Source organism: Sinorhizobium sp. 6-70 (assembly GCF_030124375.1).
Classification (GTDB): Bacteria; Pseudomonadota; Alphaproteobacteria; order Rhizobiales; family Rhizobiaceae; genus Sinorhizobium.
Map to the genome: position 1 here is coordinate 108,536 of NZ_JASKLS010000002.1, position 20,577 is coordinate 129,112.

15 protein-coding genes and 1 pseudogene are annotated in these 20,577 nt (G+C 60.5%); 9 read left to right on the top strand and 7 right to left on the bottom strand.

The genetic code is table 11. The annotated features are described in order from the left end of the window. From QN222_RS04370 to QN222_RS04385, 4 genes are read right to left on the bottom strand one after another with little or no spacing between them, the layout of a single operon-like run. The gene (locus tag QN222_RS04370) at window positions 1–828 is read right to left on the bottom strand and encodes a carbohydrate ABC transporter permease (protein WP_283965787.1); all 828 of its coding nucleotides are present in this window, start codon (window positions 826–828) and stop codon (window positions 1–3) included. Beyond that, window positions 825–1,709, bottom strand: a complete 885-nt coding sequence (locus QN222_RS04375) for a sugar ABC transporter permease (protein ID WP_283965786.1) — start codon at window positions 1,707–1,709, stop codon at window positions 825–827. Before QN222_RS04375 ends, QN222_RS04370 begins: the two co-directional genes overlap by 4 nt. A 58-nt stretch (window positions 1,710–1,767) precedes the next feature. Next, window positions 1,768–2,985 (bottom strand): sugar ABC transporter substrate-binding protein, encoded by a 1,218-nt coding sequence (locus QN222_RS04380; RefSeq protein WP_284005268.1) that lies wholly within the window; start codon window positions 2,983–2,985, stop codon window positions 1,768–1,770. 28 nt (window positions 2,986–3,013) lie between these two features. Next, window positions 3,014–4,819, bottom strand: a complete 1,806-nt coding sequence (locus tag QN222_RS04385) for a substrate-binding domain-containing protein (protein WP_336621006.1) — start codon at window positions 4,817–4,819, stop codon at window positions 3,014–3,016. 299 nt (window positions 4,820–5,118) lie between these two features. Between QN222_RS04385 and QN222_RS04390 the strand changes: the two genes are divergently transcribed. The 4 genes from QN222_RS04390 (at window position 5,119) to QN222_RS04405 (ending at window position 11,122) form a co-directional block, all read left to right on the top strand. Continuing rightward, a complete protein-coding gene (locus tag QN222_RS04390; protein WP_283962007.1) occupies window positions 5,119–6,417 on the top strand; it encodes an amidohydrolase family protein in 1,299 nt (432 codons plus the stop codon). A gap of 391 nt (window positions 6,418–6,808) precedes the next feature. Then, complete coding sequence (locus tag QN222_RS04395; RefSeq protein ID WP_283962006.1) at window positions 6,809–8,101, top strand: dicarboxylate/amino acid:cation symporter; 1,293 nt, start codon at window positions 6,809–6,811, stop codon at window positions 8,099–8,101. A 295-nt stretch (window positions 8,102–8,396) separates the two neighbouring features. Next, window positions 8,397–8,786 (top strand): hypothetical protein, encoded by a 390-nt coding sequence (locus QN222_RS04400; protein WP_283962005.1) that lies wholly within the window; start codon window positions 8,397–8,399, stop codon window positions 8,784–8,786. A gap of 473 nt (window positions 8,787–9,259) precedes the next feature. After that, window positions 9,260–11,122 (top strand): mechanosensitive ion channel family protein, encoded by a 1,863-nt coding sequence (locus QN222_RS04405; protein ID WP_283962004.1) that lies wholly within the window; start codon window positions 9,260–9,262, stop codon window positions 11,120–11,122. A 216-nt stretch (window positions 11,123–11,338) separates the two neighbouring features. Here the strand turns inward: QN222_RS04405 and QN222_RS04410 are convergent, their stop codons facing one another. The 3 genes from QN222_RS04410 to QN222_RS04420 all read right to left on the bottom strand — a co-directional run bounded on the left by QN222_RS04410 (window position 11,339) and on the right by QN222_RS04420 (window position 15,173). Continuing rightward, window positions 11,339–12,208 carry an ATP-binding protein gene (locus QN222_RS04410; protein WP_283962003.1) on the bottom strand — a complete coding sequence of 290 codons (870 nt, stop codon included), beginning with the start codon at window positions 12,206–12,208 and terminating at the stop codon, window positions 11,339–11,341. Between the two features lie 316 nt (window positions 12,209–12,524). Further along, complete coding sequence (locus QN222_RS04415; protein ID WP_283962002.1) at window positions 12,525–14,408, bottom strand: PAS domain-containing sensor histidine kinase; 1,884 nt, start codon at window positions 14,406–14,408, stop codon at window positions 12,525–12,527. A gap of 114 nt (window positions 14,409–14,522) precedes the next feature. Beyond that, window positions 14,523–15,173 carry a response regulator transcription factor gene (locus QN222_RS04420; protein WP_283962001.1) on the bottom strand — a complete coding sequence of 217 codons (651 nt, stop codon included), beginning with the start codon at window positions 15,171–15,173 and terminating at the stop codon, window positions 14,523–14,525. Between the two features lie 264 nt (window positions 15,174–15,437). On the opposite strand from QN222_RS04420, the gene QN222_RS04425 reads away from it, so the two are divergent. The 5 genes and pseudogenes from QN222_RS04425 to QN222_RS04445 form a co-directional block, all read left to right on the top strand. Next, entirely contained in the window at window positions 15,438–15,659 is a 222-nt protein-coding gene (locus QN222_RS04425) for a hypothetical protein (protein ID WP_283962000.1), read from the top strand. Next, window positions 15,656–17,209, top strand: a complete 1,554-nt coding sequence (locus QN222_RS04430; RefSeq protein WP_283961999.1) for an ABC transporter substrate-binding protein — start codon at window positions 15,656–15,658, stop codon at window positions 17,207–17,209. The genes QN222_RS04425 and QN222_RS04430 overlap by 4 nt, the downstream gene beginning before the upstream one ends. Before the next feature lie 148 nt (window positions 17,210–17,357). Continuing rightward, window positions 17,358–19,130 carry an ABC transporter ATP-binding protein gene (locus tag QN222_RS04435; protein WP_283961998.1) on the top strand — a complete coding sequence of 591 codons (1,773 nt, stop codon included), beginning with the start codon at window positions 17,358–17,360 and terminating at the stop codon, window positions 19,128–19,130. Then, window positions 19,127–19,981: an ABC transporter permease gene (locus QN222_RS04440; protein WP_283961997.1), complete on the top strand. Its 855-nt coding sequence runs from the start codon at window positions 19,127–19,129 to the stop codon at window positions 19,979–19,981. Before QN222_RS04435 ends, QN222_RS04440 begins: the two co-directional genes overlap by 4 nt. A gap of 2 nt (window positions 19,982–19,983) precedes the next feature. Further along, a pseudogene (locus QN222_RS04445) lies at window positions 19,984–20,577 on the top strand (ABC transporter permease); the annotation flags it as partial.

Below are 20,577 nucleotides of genomic sequence, written 5' to 3' on the forward strand. Positions count from 1 at the left end.
TTATCCTTTCACCGCGCCGGCGGTGATCCCGGCGACGAAATAGCGTTGCAGGAAGAAGAAGACGGCCATGACCGGTAGCGACACCATCACCGAGGAGGCCATGAGTTCGCCGTATCGGATGCCGTATTGGCCGATGAAGTCGTTGAGGCCGACCGGCAGGGTGCGCATCTCCTTCGTCGACGTGAAGGACAGCGCGAAGAGGAACTCCTGCCAGGTGACGATCAGCACATAGACCGCGGTGGCGATCAGTCCGGGACGCGACAGCGGCACGACGATGTCCCAGAACACCCGAAGCGGCGTCGCCCCGTCGATCGCGGCGGATTCCTCCAGTGCTGCCGGAAGCTTGAGCAGGAAGCCCCGCAGCATCCAGATCGCCACCGGCAGCGTGACCGAGACATAGGCGAGGATCAGCGACCAGTAGGTGTTCAGGAGATCCGCGCTGCGCATCATCTTGTAGATCGGGATGATGATCGCGGAATGGGGAAACATCTGCGCCAGGACCACGAGCCCGACCAGTGCCGAGATCGCGACGATCTGTGCCCGGGTGAAGCTGTAGGCGGCAAGCAGGCCGAGCGTCACCGTGATGACCACAGTGGCGAGGGAAACCACCAGCGAGTTCAGGAAATAAGTGCGGAACTCCGGCCGGAAGGCGGAGACGTAGTTCCCGACCGTGGGATGGTCCGGCCAGAGCCTCGCCGGGATCGCGAAGGGCTCGGTCGGCGGTTTCAGGCTGACCGATACCATCCAGAAGAAGGGCAGCAAGACGACGATCGCCAGCAGCACTTGCATCAGCGTCAACACGAGGCGGGTCGATCTCTTTTGCTTCATGCCACCCCCCTCCTGCGGTTGGCCCGACCCTGAACGATCGCATAGAGCGCCACGAGCACAGCCAGCACGAGAATCGAGAACACACCGTAGGTCGCGGCCTCGCCGAAGCGGAACTGGCCGAAGCCGGTCTCGTAAATCTTGGTCGGGAAGATGTGGGTCGCCGATTGCGGCCCGCCGCGGGTCAGCACCCAGATGATGTCGAAATAGTTGAAGGTCAGGATCAGGGTCAGCACGACGTTGACGACGATGACGTCGCGGATCGCGGGCAGTGTGACATCGAGGAGCCGTCGGGTCGGACCTGCACCGTCTAGCGTCGCCGCTTCGATCTGGCTCTGGTCGACGTTCTGTAATGCCGCGAGATAGATCAGCATGGAGAAGGGAAAGCCCTTCCAGACTGCGGCGACGATCACCGAAGCCATGGCCATGCGGCTGTCCGCGAGCCAGGCGACGCTGTTCTCGATCAGGCCCGTTTGCAACAGCAGCGAGTTCACGAGGCCAAGCTGCGGATCGTACATGAAGCGCCATAGGATCGCGGCCACCACGCCCGGAAGGATGAAGGGCAGGAGCACGATAGCGCGCAGGACGCCCTGCATGGGCAGGTTCTGGTTCAAGAGAAGTGCGGTCAGGAAGCCGAGAATGTTCTGCAGCAGCACGACGCCGAAGGTCCAGACGATCGAATTTACCACGACTTCCGCGAACGTGCGGTCGGCGACGATGCGGCGATAGAGAGCGAGTCCGGCGAACTTCGGGTCCGGGCTCAGAAAGCTGGTCTCGTGAAAGCTCTCATAGACCGTTCCGAACATCGGATAGTAGAGCATGACCGCCATCAGTATGAGGGCGGGGGCGAGAAGAAGCCAGTGAAGCCGGCGATCTTTGCGCATCGGGAAAACCTTGTCCTATCGCCGCACCCCGGATCCGGGGTGCGGCAGGCAGTTGGGATCAGTCGAGGGCGTTGATGGCCTCGCAGGCCTTCGCTGCGGCCGCGGCGGGATCGCCGCCGGCATAGATCTCCTGGAACATGGCGATCTGCGCATCGGCGAGCTCGAGGTAGCGCGGAGACAGCGGCCGTGCCTTCGCGTTCTCAAGATGCGCCATGATGACCTTGGGATCCTTGCGGTTCTTCTCGAGGAAGGCCGTGGCGGCCTTCTTGTTCGCCGGGATGAGGTCTACTACGTCGCCGTTCACGTCCTCACGCACCATGAACTGGATGAATTTCCAGGCCGCGTCCTTGTTCGGCGAGGACTCGAAGATCGCGAGGTTCCAGCCGCCGAAGGTCCCGACCGGTGTCTTGCCCTCGGGCGCGGTTCCGCTTACGAAACCCCAGTCGAGCTTGCTTTTCTGCAGCGTCGGCTGTTCCAGCGCCGGCCAGAATTCGATGGCGAGCGAGCCGTTCAGGAACAGTTCGCGCATGTCGCCGGAGGAGGCGTTCAGAATGCCGCCCGGCGCGAACTTCGATAGCTGCTGCAGGTAGGTCAGCGCCTCGACGGCGGGCGCCTCGGTCAGGCCGCAACTGCCGTCGTCGTTCAAGACCTTGCCGCCGTTCGAGAAGATGAAGGAATCGCCGACGACGACCGTATCCTCGCCCTTGTGCCCGAACAGGCCGACACCGAACTTGCCGTTTGTGGTCAGCTTCTCGGCGGCAGCCTTCAGACCGTCAAAGGTGCTGAGGCTCGCCGGATCGATCTTTGCCGCGTCGAGGAGCGCCTTGTTGTAGTAGCTGAACTGCCAGACATCGACGTTGAACGGGATGCCATAGAGCTTTCCACCAAGCACCGCCGAATCCCAGGCTCCGCCGAAGAAGTTGTCGCGTGCGAGAGCCGCGGCACCGGCCTGCTCGGTAAGGTCTGCGACGGCACCGGCCTTGGCGAAGGCGCCGACCCAGATCTGGTCCAGCGTGGCAATGTCGGGCGCATTACCGCCCTGGACCGCCGTCAGCAATCGCTGCTGATATTCGGGATAGGGAACGGTGGTCACCTCGATCTTGATGTCGGGATTTTCCTTCATGAACCGCTCGACGGCGGCTTTCTGCACATCCGAAAGGCCGCTTTCGGTCTGCTGGTTATCCCAGAATTGCAGGGTGACCTGCTGTGCCAGAACCGAGCTGGTGCCAAGCAGCATTGCTCCCATCGTCACGGCCGTTAATAATGATCGCTTCATGGTTCTCCTCCCTCGCGATTGAATTGTTTCAGGGTTGGTTTCGATAATTCCCGACCGTGTCGAAGGCCGGTTCGGGAAGCACTTCGCCGGCGATCAGCACGTCGACGCCGACCGACCGGAAACGCTGGCGGTCCTCGGGCAAGGCGCCGTCGTCAGTCAGCACCGACCGGATCTGGGCGGCTCCGGCGATGCGATGGTTCGCATCCGAGCCGAGCGCCACGCTGTCCGCCAGAACGATGCTGACCTCAGCCGCGTCGATGAGCCGCTGGGCAGCAAGCGCTCGCCGTTCGTCGAGCGACGAGAGGCCGAAGCCCGGTGTCGCGCCGTCGACCGCGATGAAGGCGAGATGCGGGCGCACCCGCTCGAAGATCGCGCCGAGGCTCGGTCCGACAAGGCAGCGGTCGGCCTTCTGGTATTCACCGCCCGTCAGGATCACCTTGATCGTGGGGATATCCTCGAGCGCGTTGAGGACGTCGAAGGAATTGGTCACGACGGTAACGCCCTGCAGGCGCTCCGGCTTGCCGGCGGCAAGGCTTCTGAGCTCTTCGGCAAGGAAGAGGCTCGCCTGCCCCTCGTTGAGCGCGACCACCGTGCCGGGCCGGACGAGCTGCGTCGCGCTCTGGGCGATCTCGCGGCGCAGCCGGGCGATCTCGGCCGAGATCCCGTGGTGGGGTGGCGAGACCACGAGCGTTGCGCCATAATCCTGGCAGCGCGCCTGCATCGCGCTCGCCATGCTGCGGTACCAGTCATGCGCCGGGTAATGCGGCAGGAAACCGATCCGCCGTGAGCGCAAAAGCTTCGCATTGAACCCGAGCCGAACGCTGCTCAGTCGATCGAGGACATTTTCCTTGAGGCGCCACCCGTCCGAGCCGTCCTCGAAATAGTCGCCGAGGGTCCTCGGGGTGATGATCGCATGCGGCGTGACGGTGTCGGACAAGGACTGTCCAAGGATTCCGAGTACGGCCATGTCGATGCCGAGCCGGCCGACGACTTCGGGAAACAGCGCGCCGACCGCCTTGAGCGGGCCGGATTCGGCAAGCCGCGCCATGAAGCCCGCGCTCTCGCCTCCCATCGAATAGACGGCAACCTGCCTGTCGAGACGCTGGGCCGCCTCGATGCCTGCGATGGCCGCATGGTCGTTGACGGCGAAGACGAGGTTGATCGTCTCATCGGCGACGAAGGCGTCATGGGCGACGCGCAGGCCGATCCTGTAGCTGCCCTGGCCGTTGACCCGATGGATCGCCGCTGGCTTGACACCGGCCTCGGCGAGACCGGTCTCGAAGCCCGCCACGCGCTCACGCGTATTGGGAAGTTCGGCCACGCTGATCACCAGCATCGAGAACGGCCTGCCCTCGACCTCCCGCGCCGCCAGCCGGCCGAGTTCCACGCCCGCGGCAAAGTTGTCCGGACCGAGATAGACGCCGCCCGGCTGGGGAGCGCTTTCTGCGATGAAGGGAATGCCGCGCCGGATGATATCCCGCCGCAGCGCCTCGCTCCCCCTGCCCGAGATCGGCGGCAGGATGACCGCATTCAGGGAAGCGAGATCGGAGGCGAGCGGGCTCGCCTCCGCTCCCGGCAGTGGGCCCTTGGAGCGCACCAGCGACTCGTCTGGCAGCACGGCCCCGCCGTGACGTCTCCGGATCGCGCCGAGTTCGTCCAGCTGCGCAAGGTCGCGTCTGAGCGTCACCGCGGCGACATCGGGCATGCAACGGCGCAGTTCTTCCATACTCACGACGCCCTGCTTTCGGAGTATTGAGAGAATTCTTGCATGTCGCTGCTCTCTGATCATTCGATCTCCTTTGCACTCAGGTTTTGCGTAGTTTCGTTCGCGCATCAACGGACAAGGCGGTCATAGCACGCAGTACTGCGGATCATTCGAAGTAAAACGATCAAAAATGATCACCGGTCCTCAGGTCACACAGGCCCGTCCCGTAGAACGGTCGTTGCGCGCTCTGCGGTGGGGCTGGTCGCTCCGCCGGACGCAATTTCGAGCATTTCCTCAAATGGTCGGGTGAGGCAGAATCTCGGTGGGCCATGAGCGCACCGAGTTGTCTTCGCGTAGAAGGAGTTGCATCGTCGCTAATGCAGCCCAGCCGCGCTGAAAGCGCGAGCGGACACCTGAAGGAGCCACCCATGTTCGACCTGATCATCCGCAATGCGAACCTTCCGGACGGCCGCCAAGGAGTCGATCTGGGCCTTAAGGGCGGCAAGATCACCGCGATCGAGAAATCCATTCCCGCAACCGGCGGCAAGGAGATCGACGCGACCGGTCGATTGGTCAGTCCACCGTTCTGCGACCCGCATTTTCATATGGACGCGACGCTGTCGCTCGGCAGACCGCGAATGAACGTCTCCGGCACGTTGCTGGAGGGTATCTCGCTTTGGGGGGAATTGCGCCCACTGCTGACGAAGGAGGCGGTCGTCGGGCGGGCCCTGCGCTATTGTGATCTCGCCGTCAGTCAGGGCCTTCTTTACATCCGCAGCCACGTGGATACGTCCGATCCGCGCCTTGTGACGGCCGAAGCACTGCTGGAGGTCAAGGAGAAGGTCGCGCCCTATATTGATCTGCAACTCGTCGCCTTCCCGCAGGACGGCTATTACCGCGCCCCCGACAGCGTCCGCTCGCTCGAGCGTGCACTCGATATGGGCGTCGGCATCGTCGGCGGCATTCCGCATTTCGAACGGACGATGGAAGACGGCACCCGCTCGGTCGAGGCGCTGTGCCGGATCGCCGCCGACCGCGGTCTGCCGGTCGACATGCATTGCGACGAAACCGACGATCCGATGTCGCGCCACATCGAAACGCTGGCGGCCCAGACGGTGCGCTTCGGACTTAAGGGACGCGTTGCTGGTTCGCATCTCACCTCGATGCACTCGATGGACAACTATTACGTTTCGAAGCTCATCCCGCTTATGGCGGAGGCTGAGATCAACGTGATCCCCAATCCGCTGATCAACATCATCCTGCAGGGTCGTCACGACACTTATCCGAAGCGGCGCGGCATGACGCGGGTGCGGGAGTTGATGGCCGCCGGGCTCAACGTCTCCTTCGGGCATGACTGCGTCATGGACCCGTGGTACTCAATGGGCTCGGGTGACATGCTGGAGGTCGCCCACATGGCAATTCACGTCGCGCAGATGGCCGGTATCGAGGACAAGCACAAGATCTTCGACGCGATTACGGTCAATTCGGCGAAGACGATGGGGCTCGAAGGTTACGGGCTCGAAATCGGCTGCAAGGCAGATCTCATCGTGCTGCAGGCGGCCGACGTCACCGAAGCGCTAAGGCTGAAACCGAACCGGTTGTTCGTCATCAAGGCGGGCAAGGTGATCGCAAGGACCGCGCCGCGCATCGGCGAGTTGTTTCTAAACGGCCGTCCGGCTTCTATCGATGTCGCGCGAGATTACGTGCCGCAAACGCCGCAGCACTGAGCGGCATCTTCGTACGGCTCGCGCTGGGCCGCGACACTCATGGACGAGGACGTCGTCACGGGCGTCGCTCATCATCGCCCTCGGGGGATCGTACGTATCCGCCTTGCGAATATCCGCCGCAAGTGTCCTCTCCCCTACCCTTCCACGACGGTCAGGCGTTCAAGCAATCAGGCTACGTCGCGGCACGCATCGCCGCGGCTATCGAGTGCGCCGCCGCCTCGAAGCAACCTGGATTGCCAATAGTAGGCGCTGTAGGGGGCTGCAGTCGATTATACAAAAGATTGGATATCATTAGGCACGAATTTCAATCTTCATGGGAGATCCTGGAAGCATTACAGTCATGAAGGTCGCTGACTAGCGCCTTCATGGCTACCTGAAGGCTGTAGCAACAATGATTTCCCTCGACGTTACGGCGACGCAGAAGTCCCATCCCTTCGGCCACCTCTATGTCCAGGTGATAATCGCAATTATCGCCGGAATATTGCTGGGGTATTTCCATGCAGAGCTTGGAAGCAACCTAAAAATACTCGGGGACATGTTTATAAAACTGGTGAAATTGGTCATCACGCCAGTTATATTCCTGACCGTCACGACCGGTATCGCCGATATGTCCGATTTGCAGAAGCTCGGCCGTGTCGCGGGCAAGGCGATAGTGTATTTCCTTACATTTTCGACGCTTGCCCTGGTGATGGGCCTCAGCGTGGCCAACCTGGTTCAGCCCGGGGCCGGCATGCATATCAGTCCGACTTCCCTGGATGCGCAGGCGATTGAGGTTTACGCGACAAAATCTCACGAGATCAGCTTCATCGGCTTCGTGATCAACATCATACCGGACACGATCGTCGGAGCGTTTGCCCAGGGTGACATCCTGCAGGTCCTGTTCTTCTCGATACTGTTTGGAACTGCGCTCGGACTGGTGGGCGAACGGGGCCGCCCGGTGCTCGATTTGCTGCGCGCGATGTCGTTTCCCGTCTTCAAAATGACGGCGATGTTGATGAAGATGGCACCGGTCGGTGCTTTTGGCGCCATGGCTTTTACGATCGGCAAGTATGGCGTCGCCACCATAGCGAACCTCGCCGTTCTCGTTGGCACCTTCTACCTGACCGCAATCCTTTTCGTTGTGGTCGTCCTGGGCGCGGTGGCGCACTACAACGGATTTTCGATCCTCAGGCTTGTCCGCTATATCAAGGAAGAACTTTTGCTCGTCCTTGGCACGTCGTCGTCTGAAGCGGCACTGCCTGGTTTGATGGCAAAGTTGGAAAGGGCCGGCTGCGCGCGCCCTATCGTTGGGCTTGTGGTTCCGACTGGCTACTCCTTCAATCTGGATGGAACCAATATCTACATGACGCTTGCGGCGATGTTCATTGCCCAGGCAACCGACACGCCTCTCAGCCTCGGCGACCAGGTCCTGCTTTTCCTCGTCGCGATGTTGAGTTCAAAAGGTGCTGCCGGTGTCACGGGGGCAGGTTTTATAACTCTTGCCGCGACTTTGTCAGTCGTGCCTTCGGTGCCGGTTGCCGGCATGGCGCTGATACTCGGAGTGGACCGTTTCATGTCCGAATGCCGTGCGTTGACAAATCTCATGGGCAATGCGGTCGCGACCATTGTCGTTGCTCGTTGGGAGCGCGAACTCGATTTCGCGAAGCTGGAAGCTGCGTTGGCAGGCAAAGCCGATAGTTCGTGACCTGCCAGGAGTCCCTCCAATTTGGATTGATGTCCGATGCCCGCGATTTGGCTGCGCTGTTCGCGCCGCTCGGACAGCCTGAAATCAACGCGGCCAGATCGACTTCGCCACCAGCTCGCTTTTGATCAAGACCGGACCTGACGCGGCGCGCCAGTCACGTAAGCTTATTCGGTCGCGCGCACCTATGCGAAAGTATAGACAACACCTTCGTACAATAGATTTCTCTCCAGACTTGCTTGATCCTTGCCACAGCATCCAACCATCCAGATGCGCTCAGTGGAAAGGAAATCGTGTCATGAAACACCTGTTTCTCATCACGCACGTTCCGTCGAAGTTTCGCGAGCTCGTCGCATTTCTGTCCCTGGTCGCCGTGTTTTTCGTCGGTGCATGGGTGCTGCTCATAGCACCGAATGCCAGAGCGCATGACGCGCTGCCGACCGCCGCGCAACCGCATGGGTGGTCCTATCCCTTATCCTGTTGCTCCGGCTACGATTGCCGCGAAGTTGCATACAATGCTGTCGCAGAGCGGCGCGAGGGCTATGTTATCAAGGGTACGGGGGAAGTGATTACCTACACGGACAGCCGTATCAGGAACAGTCCCGACGGCCTCTTTCACTGGTGTTCGGCGGCCGGCGCGAGCGACGGGCACACCATCTGCCTGTTTGTACCGCCGCATGGATACTGACCGCCGCAGCGGCCCGCCGAGGATCGCGTCCGCACCGCTTGGGCACCACTCAGTTGCTTGGCTGAAGACGAAGAGTGAGCGGGCACCTCGATCGAGGTGCCCGCTCTGGCGTAGACTAAAACTGACGCGTATTCGTTGACCCCCGTTGGCACGTGAAAATGCGGTGGACGGGCTAGGAGCGTTACATGAACCCCCGCTGCTTGTTGCTGCTAATCTTCGCTTTGCTGACGCCTTGCCAATCAGCAATGGCTCAAGCGGGGCCTAATCCTGCCGCGCAGCCGACATCCGTCGCCGCGCCACCTCCGGAAGATTTGCGAAAGCTTGTCGACCTCTTGCAACGCCCCGACATTCAAGCGTGGTTTCAGTCTCAAACGGGAATCCGCCCGGTCGAAGCGCAAGTTTCAGTCGAAGCTGCGAACGCCAGCAAGATCATCGTTGACCGGTTGAATGCTGCGCGAGCCTTCGTTCATGACATGGCGACCGCCATTCCGACCCTGCCTGCTGAACTCGACAGCGCGCGTGTTGCATTGATGTCCGAGATGAGGGAACAGGGATCCTTCGACGCTATTCTGTCGCTGGTCTTCTTTGTGACGCTGGGGTTCGGCCTGGAGTGGCTCTATTGGTACGCCACGTCCGGTCTCCGCAAGCGGATAATCGTAACGCATCTGGAGACGATCGACGACCGGTTGCGCGTCGCAGGATTGCGTATGCTCTACGGCCTGGGCCTCCTTCTGGCCTTTGCCGTCGGAAGCATCGGCGCCTTCCTGCTGTTCGACTGGCCGCCGCTGTTGCAGCACACCGTTCTCACCTATCTTCTCGTATTTCTGGCCGTGCGCTTGACGTTGGTTGCGGGGCGCATCGTGCTTGCACCCGGCGCTGAACGGTTTCGGCTGATGCCCGTGGCGACAGTCACCGCCCGCTTCTGGTTTTTCTGGTCGGCAGCGCTGGTTGGCAGCTTCGCATTCGGGCATTTCACCTATCAGCTGTTGCCGATGCTCGGAGTAGGACGCGAAGCCACCTACATTGTTGCCCTTGCAGCGGGTTTGGTCCTGTTCGGCCTGGCCCTCGTCGCACTTTGGCGCTGTCCTACATTCGACGGTCTCGATTTGGTCAATCGTCGCCATCGCGTCGGCACCGTGCTTGCTACGCTCTATATCATCGCCAATTGGCTGGTCGCGCTCTCCGGCATCGCCGCCACGTTCTACATTGGGGTTATACTTCTGGTTTTACCGATCGCGATTTCGTCCGTGAGGCTTTCAGTCGAGCACATTATGCGTCCACCGGGCGCGATGGTCGCCGATGGAGGCGTTCCTTCGCTCACGGGAGCGGCACTGGAACGCGGTTTGCGCGCGCTCCTGCTGATCGGAGGCGCCTACCTCATTGCATCGCTGCTTGGGTTAGACTTCGGCACACTGGCGGCCAGGGATACTGTGGCGACCCGTTTTATTCGAGGGCTCCTGAATGCCTTCGTCGTCATCCTGCTGGCCGATTTTACATGGCGGATTACGAGTGCCTGGATAGATCGCAAGCTGATGCAGACAGAGGCGGGCCACGCGATCGACTCCGACGAGTTGCGACGGAGCGCCAGGCTCCGCACACTGCTTCCGGTCTTTCGCAACATATTGTTTGTTGTGCTGCTCGCTATGGCCATACTGATGGCGCTTTCCAGTCTGGGCGTGGAGATAGGTCCGCTTATCGCGGGTGCAGGCGTCGTTGGCATTGCTGTCGGTTTCGGTGCCCAGACGCTGGTCAAGGACATCATTTCCGGAATGTTCTTCCTCCTCGACGACGCCTTCCGGGTCGGCGAATACATCGAGAGCGGCAGCATCAAAGGCACGGTCGAATCCTTTTCGTTGCGCTCGATAAAGATCAGGCACCATCGTGGTGCGCTCCACACGATCCCGTTCGGCTCGCTCGACAAGATCACCAACTATTCGCGTGATTGGGCGATCGACAAGATCATGGTGAGCGTCACCTACGATACCGACCTGGACATCGTAAAAAATACCGTCAAGGAGGTCGGCAAGGAGTTGCTGACAGACGAGGAGATCGCGCCGCTCATCATGGAAACATTGAAGATGCAAGGCGTCGAGCAATTTGGCGACTTCGCCATACAGATTCGCATGAAGATCATGACCAAACCGGGCGAGCAGGCGGTGATCCGTCGCCGTGCCTATGCCTTGATCAAGAAGGCGTTCGATGCCAAAGGGATTAAATTTGCCGTTCCGACCGTCTCCGTCGCCGGCGGCGGGGATGCGAGCAACGCGGTTGCGCAGAAGGCGCTTGATCTCATCAAACCGCCGCCGCAGGCCGAGCAAGCAAACTCCAATGCGTAGACACCGCGTGCCCGCGGCGCCGAGTCCGCAAGCCCTTGCGAATCCTTGGTAGATCGCCGGTGCACCGTAGGTCCGGTGAACCCGTCATCGAGGCGCTCGATCATCGGCTAGCCATTCGCGCCCGCACAGAAAGCCTGCCGCACGGGCAGTGCCGGTGCGGGTAGTCCAGCGCTGGAAGCCAAGATTGAACCCGGCAAGATATTCGAACTCTGGCGTTTAGAATTTCGGTCGGGCGAAGTCGGGCGAATGGCTTAGCATTGGCAACACGGACGCGTCGGCTTCCTCTGCGTCGTTGAGGAGATCCGCGCATGGTGCAGCTTCGCGTGGCAAATCGACATTAACGATGGCACCATTGGCGCCATTCGTTGCGTTGATCGTGCCCCCATGCGCTTCGATGATGGAACGGGAGATCGACAATCCCATCCCCATGCCGGTCCGCTTGGTCGAAAAATAGGCGTCGAAGATCTGGTCGAGCAGCGGCTCGGGTATGCCCGCTCCATCGTCCTCAATCGAAATGCGGACACCATGGAAGTTCTGTTTTGACTTCACGCAGATTTCCCGGCGCCCGGACGAAGTCAGCTCGATAGCTTGCACGGCGTTGATGAGCAGGTTGACGATCACCTGCTGCAGCTGCAAGGCATCGCCACGGACCAGTGGGGTTGCGGAATCAAGTGAGCAATGGATCCGGATCGACCGTGACACGGTTTCGATAGCCATGAGTTCAATGGAATCCGATATTACGCCGTTGATGTCCACAGTGGTACAGATCGGATCGCGTTTCGCCGCCATCTGCTTGATCCGATGGACAAGCTCACTCGCACGCCAGGCGCAGTCTTTCATTCGAGCCATGTTGAAACGGAGTTTTTTCAGGTCCGGTGTGTCCTGCGACAGCAGTCGCAAACTCGTGTCTGTATCCATCACAATGGCCGACAGCGGCTGGCGGACCTCGTGGACGATCGAGCTCACCATCTCACCAAGCATGCACAGTCGTGCTGCATGCGCAAAATCCTCTTCAATCTGTCGCAACCGCGCTTCAGTTTGCGTAGGGTTCGGAAGAGCGTCGACCCTTAGAGCCACAGTACCCATGATTGCTACCCCTGCCTGACGAGCCTTCGGAAGATCATCATTCGCGAACACAACGCTTCTGCGGCCGTCGGCGCTGCGCGACCTTCAGCCGCCCCTACAGTGCCGCGCGTCTTATCATTGAGCAGAGTATTTGGGGCCGTCACGAAATTCGATAGCCTTGCAGGATTAATCGATCTATTCGCGGGTATAGGATGTCTCGACCACCGGTTGGTTCGCGTTTCGACGCGCCGGCAATGTTTGGTGAAGGCGCATCAGGTGCTCTTCAAGCGCGCCCCAACTTCCCTAGTTGATGTGAGCGAAAGGTTACCTACGTCGCTCAAACGGTTAGGCGCTCGGCCTCGTGAGGCGTTTTGCTGGCGACCAACGTGCCGACATCGATCGGCTTGCGCTCTCGCTCCGGCGATTGGACCGGCAGGCTGAAGATGACTGTAGCCCCGCGCCCAGCGGCATTCTCGGCCCAAACGCGGCCGCCATGCGTTTCGACGACAGAGCGGCAAATCGCCAAACCCATGCCGATACCATCCTTCTTTGTCGTGAAGAACGCTTCGAAAATCCTGTCGGAATCGGCGATTCCGTGGCCCCGATCGGAAACCGCCACTTCCAGCATGTCGGGATTGCGCAGGCGTGTCGCTATGCGAAGAATGCGGGCATGCACGGGGGTTTCGTGCATGGCTTCGATCGCGTTTCTGACGAGATTGATCACGACCTGCTCGATCTGAACGCGGTCCGCCCCAACGCTCGGCAGAGAGGGATCGAGGTCGATTTCCAACCTGATCTTACCCGCCTGAAGTTTGTCGGAGACCAGCTCGCATACCTCCTTGATGACCGTATTCAATTGGATCAGTTGTCGTGATTGGCCGGCCTGGGTAAACAGCGCCCGAATCCGATTAACCACATCGGCGGCCGCATCGACGTCTCGAATAATCCACTCGGCGGTGCGGCTCGCTCGTTCAAGGTTCGGCGGGTCTGCGCGTAGCCACCGCTGGAACGCATTGGCGTTTGCGACGATCGCTTGCAGTGGTTGATTGAGTTCGTGCGCGATCGAGACCGACATTTCAGAAAGACTTGCCGCACGCAGGGCACGAGCCAGCCTCTCGTCCGCAAGGCGGACAGCTTCCTGGGCCTGCATCTCGTCATGAATGTCAAGGCACACGCCATACCATTGAAGAATGCGACCATCGGTGTCGCGCAAGGGCTCGGCCTTGCCATCGATCCAGCGGTAGTTGCCGTCTGCCCTTCGCAGCCGGTACTTCAGCATGACCGGATCGCCGGACTTGAATGATTGGCTGAGAGCTGACTGAAACGAGGGCTGATCGTCCGGATGGACGGCTTCGATGATCGTCGCGGCCAACTGGCTGGCGGTTCCAGTTGTCTCTCCGCTCTGAGTCATGCCAGTCCAGCGCAGCAATGGTTGATTGAGGTAGGACGGCTTGCCGTCAGGAGTTGCGCACCAAATGAGTGCCGGCACAGTGTCGATGAGCTGGCGCAGTTGCTGCTCGCTCTCTCGCAAAGCGGCTTCCGCCTTGCGCTGGTCATCGATATCGACGGTGGTGCCGTACCAGGCGGTGATGTGCCCGTGCTCGTCTCGCGATGCCACTGCGGAGTCGCGAAACCATCGGTAAGTGCCATCGTGGCGGCGGACCCGCTGTTCGTCGATCAATGGCTCGCCGGTACTCAAACTGTGCTTCCACAGTGCTCGGCTTCGCTCGAGGTCATCGGGGTGTACAAAGCGTTGCCACCAAGCGGTGTCACCAGCCTCCATGAGTCTTTTCATTTCGTCGACTGTCAGCCCGACAAATTCCAATGCCTTCGGATTAACAAAACGCATCCGCCCATCGGGGTAGCAGGACCAGCCAAGACCGGGAATATCCTCCATGGTCGGCTGAGTTTTCTTGTAGACTTGCTCGTAGAAGCTGACGACCCTGAAAAGCTGCACCACAAGCCATAGACCGAATGCGCTGGCCACAAACACGGCGACGCGCAGCCGGCCGTCCGTGGCGATGGTGTCGGAAGCCGCCTCCATCGCGGCTGCCGCAAAGCCAGCCATCACGACTGCCAACAGTCCTGCCTTCCAGCCGATGCAAATGCAGGCGGCGGCAACCGCGATCAATAAGCTCGTCGGATCTGAAGAAACCCACGCCAGGAATGCGCCGATCGCACTTATGGCCGCTGCAAAAGCCCGCCGCTTTGTCGATGACATTGCCTCCATCGAACCCCCTCTGCGCCTTCAGGCCTTGCTCAATGTGTATAGGTCAATTCATCCTACCAACCAGGTGATGGCTCTGAAAACCTATGCCTTGGGACAGACGCCCCATCACTCGTCACCGCGCCGCACGCTTTCAGGCAGCGACTGCCACGCTGCGAACAGCTGTGTAATGGAGTTTGCGTGCATCTTCTTCATCATGTTGCTTCGATGAAGTTTGACGGTAATTTCGCTGATGCCGAGTTCGAAGGCGATCTGCTTGTTCAAGGAGCCGCCTACGACCAAGCGCAAGACCTGCCGTTCGCGCTGCGTCAGCGTCTCGTAGTTGTCAGCATGCTTGCGCGCCGCAAGGGTTGCCTCCCGCCGCGCGATGTCAGTCGCGATGGCGTTGGAGACCGCGTCGAGGAAAGTCTGGTCACGCACCGGCTTCGTCAGGAAGTCGACGGCACCTGCCTTCATCGCCTCCACGCTCATGGCAATGTCGCCATGTCCCGTCAGGAACACGATCGGTGTCTCGATGCCGTTGGTCTGGAGGTGACGCTGGAGGTCGAGCCCGCTCAATCCCGGCATGCGCACGTCGAGCACGAAACAGCTCGGCCGATCCGGAAGTTTGGCCTCGAGAACTTCCCGGGCCGAAGAGAATAAAATCGTTTCGATCCCAACTGAGTTGAGAAGGTTGCTCATGGCCTCACGGACCTTGACGTCATCATCAACCAACATCGCGATCGGTTTGTCTCCCGATCCGGAACATGATGCGTCCATGCCCTGCCCTTCAATTCAAGTTTCAAGCGACATGCGCCCTGTCGCAGCCGCACCCCAGCCCTCGCTCAGAAGATACTGAGGATGGTGATTCTCGGAAAATCGCCTGCAATATACAGTAAGAACGCAGGGGACCCGAACACGATTCTCGTCATGGCCGGCGCAAGCCTGGTCGCGATCGTGGCTTGATCGCGCAGACTGAGGTTTTGAAGGATCGCCCGTGGGCGTGGCCCGCCCTCGTTGCGCCCTTTGCAGGCGGATGGCGCGATGTACGCCAAGACCTTGTCCGGCGTCATCACAGTTCGATTCTTCAATATTTTCTTGCCCTCAGCCGCTACGCTTGAGGCGTCATGCCTCGCCGGAAAGGGTGCGCGGCGGCCGGGAAGAGAACACTGCCTGTCAAGCAGGTGGTCTCGTTTTGATAATGATCAAATTTCGGTGATGGCTGACATCGCCGATGAAAACAGGGCGTACGGGGACGAGGAATGAACCCTTCTGATGTTATTGGCCGAGCGGCAAAGTTTCGCCTTGGCGTTTTCGTGCTCGGGCTTTTTGCGGCGCTGCTGGCTCTGGTGATACCGGCCCATGCGGCAGAGATCTTGCGCATTCCGTATACCATCGACATCGGCACGTTCGATCCCGACAATGGTTTCGAGGTGGACGGAGTAAGTGCGATCAACAACGTCTATGAAGGTCTGGTCGAATATGCGCCAGGGTCCACTCAAATCGTCGGTTTGCTTGCCAGCCGTTGGGAGATTTCCAATGACGGGCTCAGCTATACTTTCCATCTCGAGGATGGCGTCAAATTCCATGACGGCACGGCCTTGACCGCGCAAGCGGTGGTCGGCTCCCTCAAACGCCGCCGTGATGGCGGGCTTGTGCTGAGCTACATGCTCGGCAATGTCGCCGATATCAGCGCACCGGATGAGGCCACCGTAGTCATACGACTGAAGCAGCCTCAACCCTCGTTCCTGGACGCGCTGGCGAGCGCTTGGGGGCCGAAGGTGATCAGTCCGTTGGCGCTCACCGAGCACGACAAGTCAGATAGGGCCACGAACTGGCTCGGTGAGCACGCAGTCGGCACCGGACCCTTCAAGCTCGTGGAATTCAAGCGCGGTGAGGGTTACGTCCTCGAACGCCATGCCGACTATTGGGGCAAGCGACCGCATTTCGACAACATCGAGATACCTGTGGTGCCGGATATTGGACAACAGATCCTCAAACTGAAAGCAGGCGAGATCGATGCCGTGCCAACCAACTTCCCGTTCGCGCAGTTGAGCCACTTGCCGCCTGGGCTTGAGGTCACCGCCGCTCCGAGCATGACGCAATACGCTTTGTTCATTAAGCCCGGCTCACCTCTCGACAATCCTGAAATTCGTCGTGCCGTCCTGAGCGCGATCAATCCCTCCCTATGGGTCAAGGATGTATTCGGTCCCTATGCAGAGTTGTCGAAGTCGGCGTATCAGAACCTGATGCTCGATCCCGCCGATCCAATCGAGTATCCGAGTGACATCGACGCTGCCAAGGCCGCGATCGCGAAACTTGGCGACGTCAATGTCGTGATAGGTTTGCACAGCACGAAGGCGACCTATACCCGCATCTCCGACCGTCTGATTGTCCAGCTTGCCCTGATCGGCGTGAAAGCAACGGCTCACGTCCTGCCGCCGGGAGCCGCCTATGCGTTGAAAGGCGACCCCAATGCACCTGACGCGTTGCTCACCATTTCGAGTCCGGACGCAGCCCATCCGGAGAACCAGGCGCGGGCTTTCTTCACCAAGGATGCACCGCTCAATTTTTATGGCAGGAGCCTGCCTGAGGCTGACGCCATTGTTGATGTAGCCGGCACAAAAACGGATGTTGCCGAGCGCAACGCCCTCTACGAAAAGGCCGGGCGTCTGTATGTCGAAGCCGGGCATCTCGTTCCTCTGGTCGATGTAAAAGATGTCGTGGTTCATGCCAAGGGGTTGACTGACCTCGGGCTGCGCCCTGCCTTTCCGCCCGGAAACATCGATTTTGCCACCGTGCGATGGGCACGCTGAATGTAACGTTTGGATGGGCAGTCAACGCGTGAGGCTCGGGACATGACCAGCGTTTTCAACCTTTGCAGTTCGCAGCCAGGCTGGCATGCTCCCGCCAATGCGCTTCGGGACGCCTCCTTTGCCGAGCTTAAATTCGCCGCGCAACGAGATGGTTGATCCAGTCCTCACCGTTGCCGGGCTCGGGGTCGTTCTCGCCAGGAACGGCCAACGGCATCGTGTCCTCGACGAGATCAGTTTCGCGGTAGCTCCGGGTGAAATCCTGGCCGTTGTCGGCGAAAGCGGTGCGGGAAAGTCGACGCTGGGCGCTGCGATCCAAGGTCTTCTTCCGAACGAGAGCGCGCCGGAAGTGAGCGGCTCGATCCGGCTCGCGGGCCTGGAAATAGTCGGCTCACCGCCGCACCTGTTGCGCTCAGCGCGACGTTTGCTCGTGCGCGCCGTCCCACAGGACCCGATGGGTGCACTCAATCCCACGATGACGATCCGTCGTCAGCTGCACGAATCCGCAGATGGGGACGAGACGCTGGTACTCGCCAGCCTGCGCCGCGCCGGCCTGAGCGACGAGACACGCATCGCGGGCGCGTTCCCCCATCGTCTGTCGGGCGGCGAGCGTCAACGGGTTTTGATTGCAATGGCGATGATGGCGCGGCCGAAGCTCCTGATAGCCGACGAGCCGACGACCGCGCTCGATGTCACGACACAAGCGCATTTGCTCCAAATCGTGCGCAATCTCGCCCGAGAAGAGCAGACTGCGATCATCTACATCACCCACGACCTCAATTTAGCGGCCGCCGTGGCGGACCGCGTAATGGTGCTTTTCGGCGGGCGAATGGCGGAGACTGGTACGCTGCGCGAGGTTGCGAGAAATCCGCAGCATCCCTACTCGGCCAGTCTCTTCGCCGCCCGCTACGATCTCGATTCCGACCGTTCACGTCCGTTGCCGGCCCGGCGCGCGGCATCCAGGATTGGCGAAACGAGTGATCGTGGCTGCGGCTATGTCTTACACTGCCAGATTGCCCGGACCGACTGTTCCAGCGTCCGCCCCCGGGAGCGCCGCACTCAAGCGCATTCTGGCCTGGTCGCATGCCATCGGTCGGACGAAACGCCCTTCCCTATCCTTCCGGTCGCGGCACCGGGCGAGGCATGGCCGAGCGAAAAGGTTACAGACGGACCGGTGGCACTCGAGCTTGTAGACGTTCACAAGCACTTCCCTGCGGACAGGCAACGGGTCTGGGGAAGGCCGCACCGGATCGCCGCGCTGAGAGGAGTGAACCTCTCAATCCCGCTCGGCCAATCAGTTGCCGTTGTCGGCGAAAGCGGCTCCGGAAAATCAACCCTGTTGAGGATTGCCGCCGGACTGATGGCTGCCGACAGCGGGCGCATCTCATGCCTTGACCGCCGGCCGCAGGTGATCTTTCAGGATCCGGTGTCGGCGCTGACACCCTGGTTGTCCGTCGGTGACCAGGTTGGTGAACGCCTGCGTCCACACGTCACCTCTGCCGCCGAGCGTCGGCGGAAGGTCGGTGAAGCCTTGCAGAGTGTCGGGCTTGATCCGTCGCTGATGCATGCCCTGCCGTCGGAGCTCTCGGTCGGCCAGTGCCAACGCGCCATCGTGGCCCGGGCCGTCGTGGTGCCACCCAAGCTGCTTCTGTGCGACGAGCCGATCAGCGCCATGGACGTCCCGCTGGCGGCGGCAACGCTCAATCTTCTTAATGATCTTCGCCGGCGCCTTGGACTCGCGATGCTGTTTGTCACCCATGACCTTGCCGCGGCAAGGATTATTGCCGACCGTATCATCGTGTTAAACAAGGGGACGGTCGTTGAGGAGTTTGAAGCCGACATGTTGCAGTCCCCTTCCCGTGGTGCTGTCACCCGTGCACTGATTGAAGCCTGTCCAAGCCTCGACGCGATGCTCGCTCGATGATCCGTGGGACGAATGAACAGACACATTCCCTTTCGCGCCTTCACGACGGCTTGCGCATGGTCGGCTGGTCGGGTTGGGTCGGCATCGTCGGCGTGTTGCTGATTACGGTGGTTGCCGTGTTGGCGACCTGGCTGACGCCTCATGATCCCTATTTGCGGATCGCAGAGGCTTATCTTCCTCCCTCGCAAGCACATTGGTTCGGTACGGACGAGGTCGGTCGCGATCTGTTCGCGCGGGTGCTTGTCGGCGCGCAGTCCACCTGGCTGGCAAGCCTTGCGGTGATCTTGTTCAGCCTCGTGCTTGGCTCCCTCATCGGGGTTGTGTCCGGCGCCATTGGCGGCAAGGTGGATTTCATCGTTCAGCGTGTCGTCGACTTGTTCTTGGTGCTGCCCAGCACCTTGATTGCGCTTGCGGCGGTTGCAGTTTTGGGGCCGAGCCTCCTTCACAGCATCATCGCGCTCGCTATCTTCTGGTGGCCCTGGTACGCCCGCGTCTCACGGGACGAAATTCGACGGCTATACGCGCGGCCGCATGTGGAGGCGGCACGCGCCGCCGGCGTGGCCGGCCCTCGCCTGATGCTACGCTATCTGCTTCCAGGAGCGGTCCCTGCTTTGATCATCGCAGCGACACTCGATGTCTCCAACATGGTCATGGCGCTCTCGGTGATGTCGTTTCTCGGCCTCGGCCAGCCCGCGCCATCGGCCGAACTCGGAGCCATGACAGCACGCTCGCTCGATAGTTTGACGGTTTTCTGGTGGATCCCGATGTTGCCGGCGGTTGCTCTCTTCCTTCTGTGCCTCTTCTCAAACCTCGCCGGCGATGGACTTCGCGCGGTGCTGAAGGGCACGTGAGCATGGCCTTTTATTTCGCGAAACGGGCGTGTGGTCTGGCCATCGTTCTCATGGTCATGAGCTTCATCGTCTTTTTGCTGCAAAGCGTCATCCCCTCCGACCCGGCGAGGGCCATGGCGGGCCCGTACGCGCCGTCGGCGACGATCGAGGCCGTGCGCGAGGAATTGGGCCTGAACGATCCGATTGCGGTGCAATACGGCCATTTTCTGATGCGTGTGAGCTCGGGAGACCTTGGAAAATCGGTTCGCACGCGCCAGCCGGTGGGCGACGACCTCCTGAGATACCTGCCCGCTACGCTGGAGCTCATTTTGGTGTCTACCGCCCTGGCGATGGGATTGGCGTTCAGCCTGACACTGCTTCTATTGGGCGGTGCGCGGTCACAAGTCCTGCGCCACGCCTTTGTTGCTCTGGGATCGATACCAATCATTTTGTTGGCTGTGTTACTGGCCTACGTCTTCTGGTTTCGTCTGGATTGGTTGCCAGGAAGCGGCCGGCTCCAACTTCGCGACTTCGTTGGAACCACGGGCTTTTACGTCATGGATGGTCTTCTTGCCGGCCGGCCGGACGTCAGCCTCAATGCCCTGGCACATCTGACG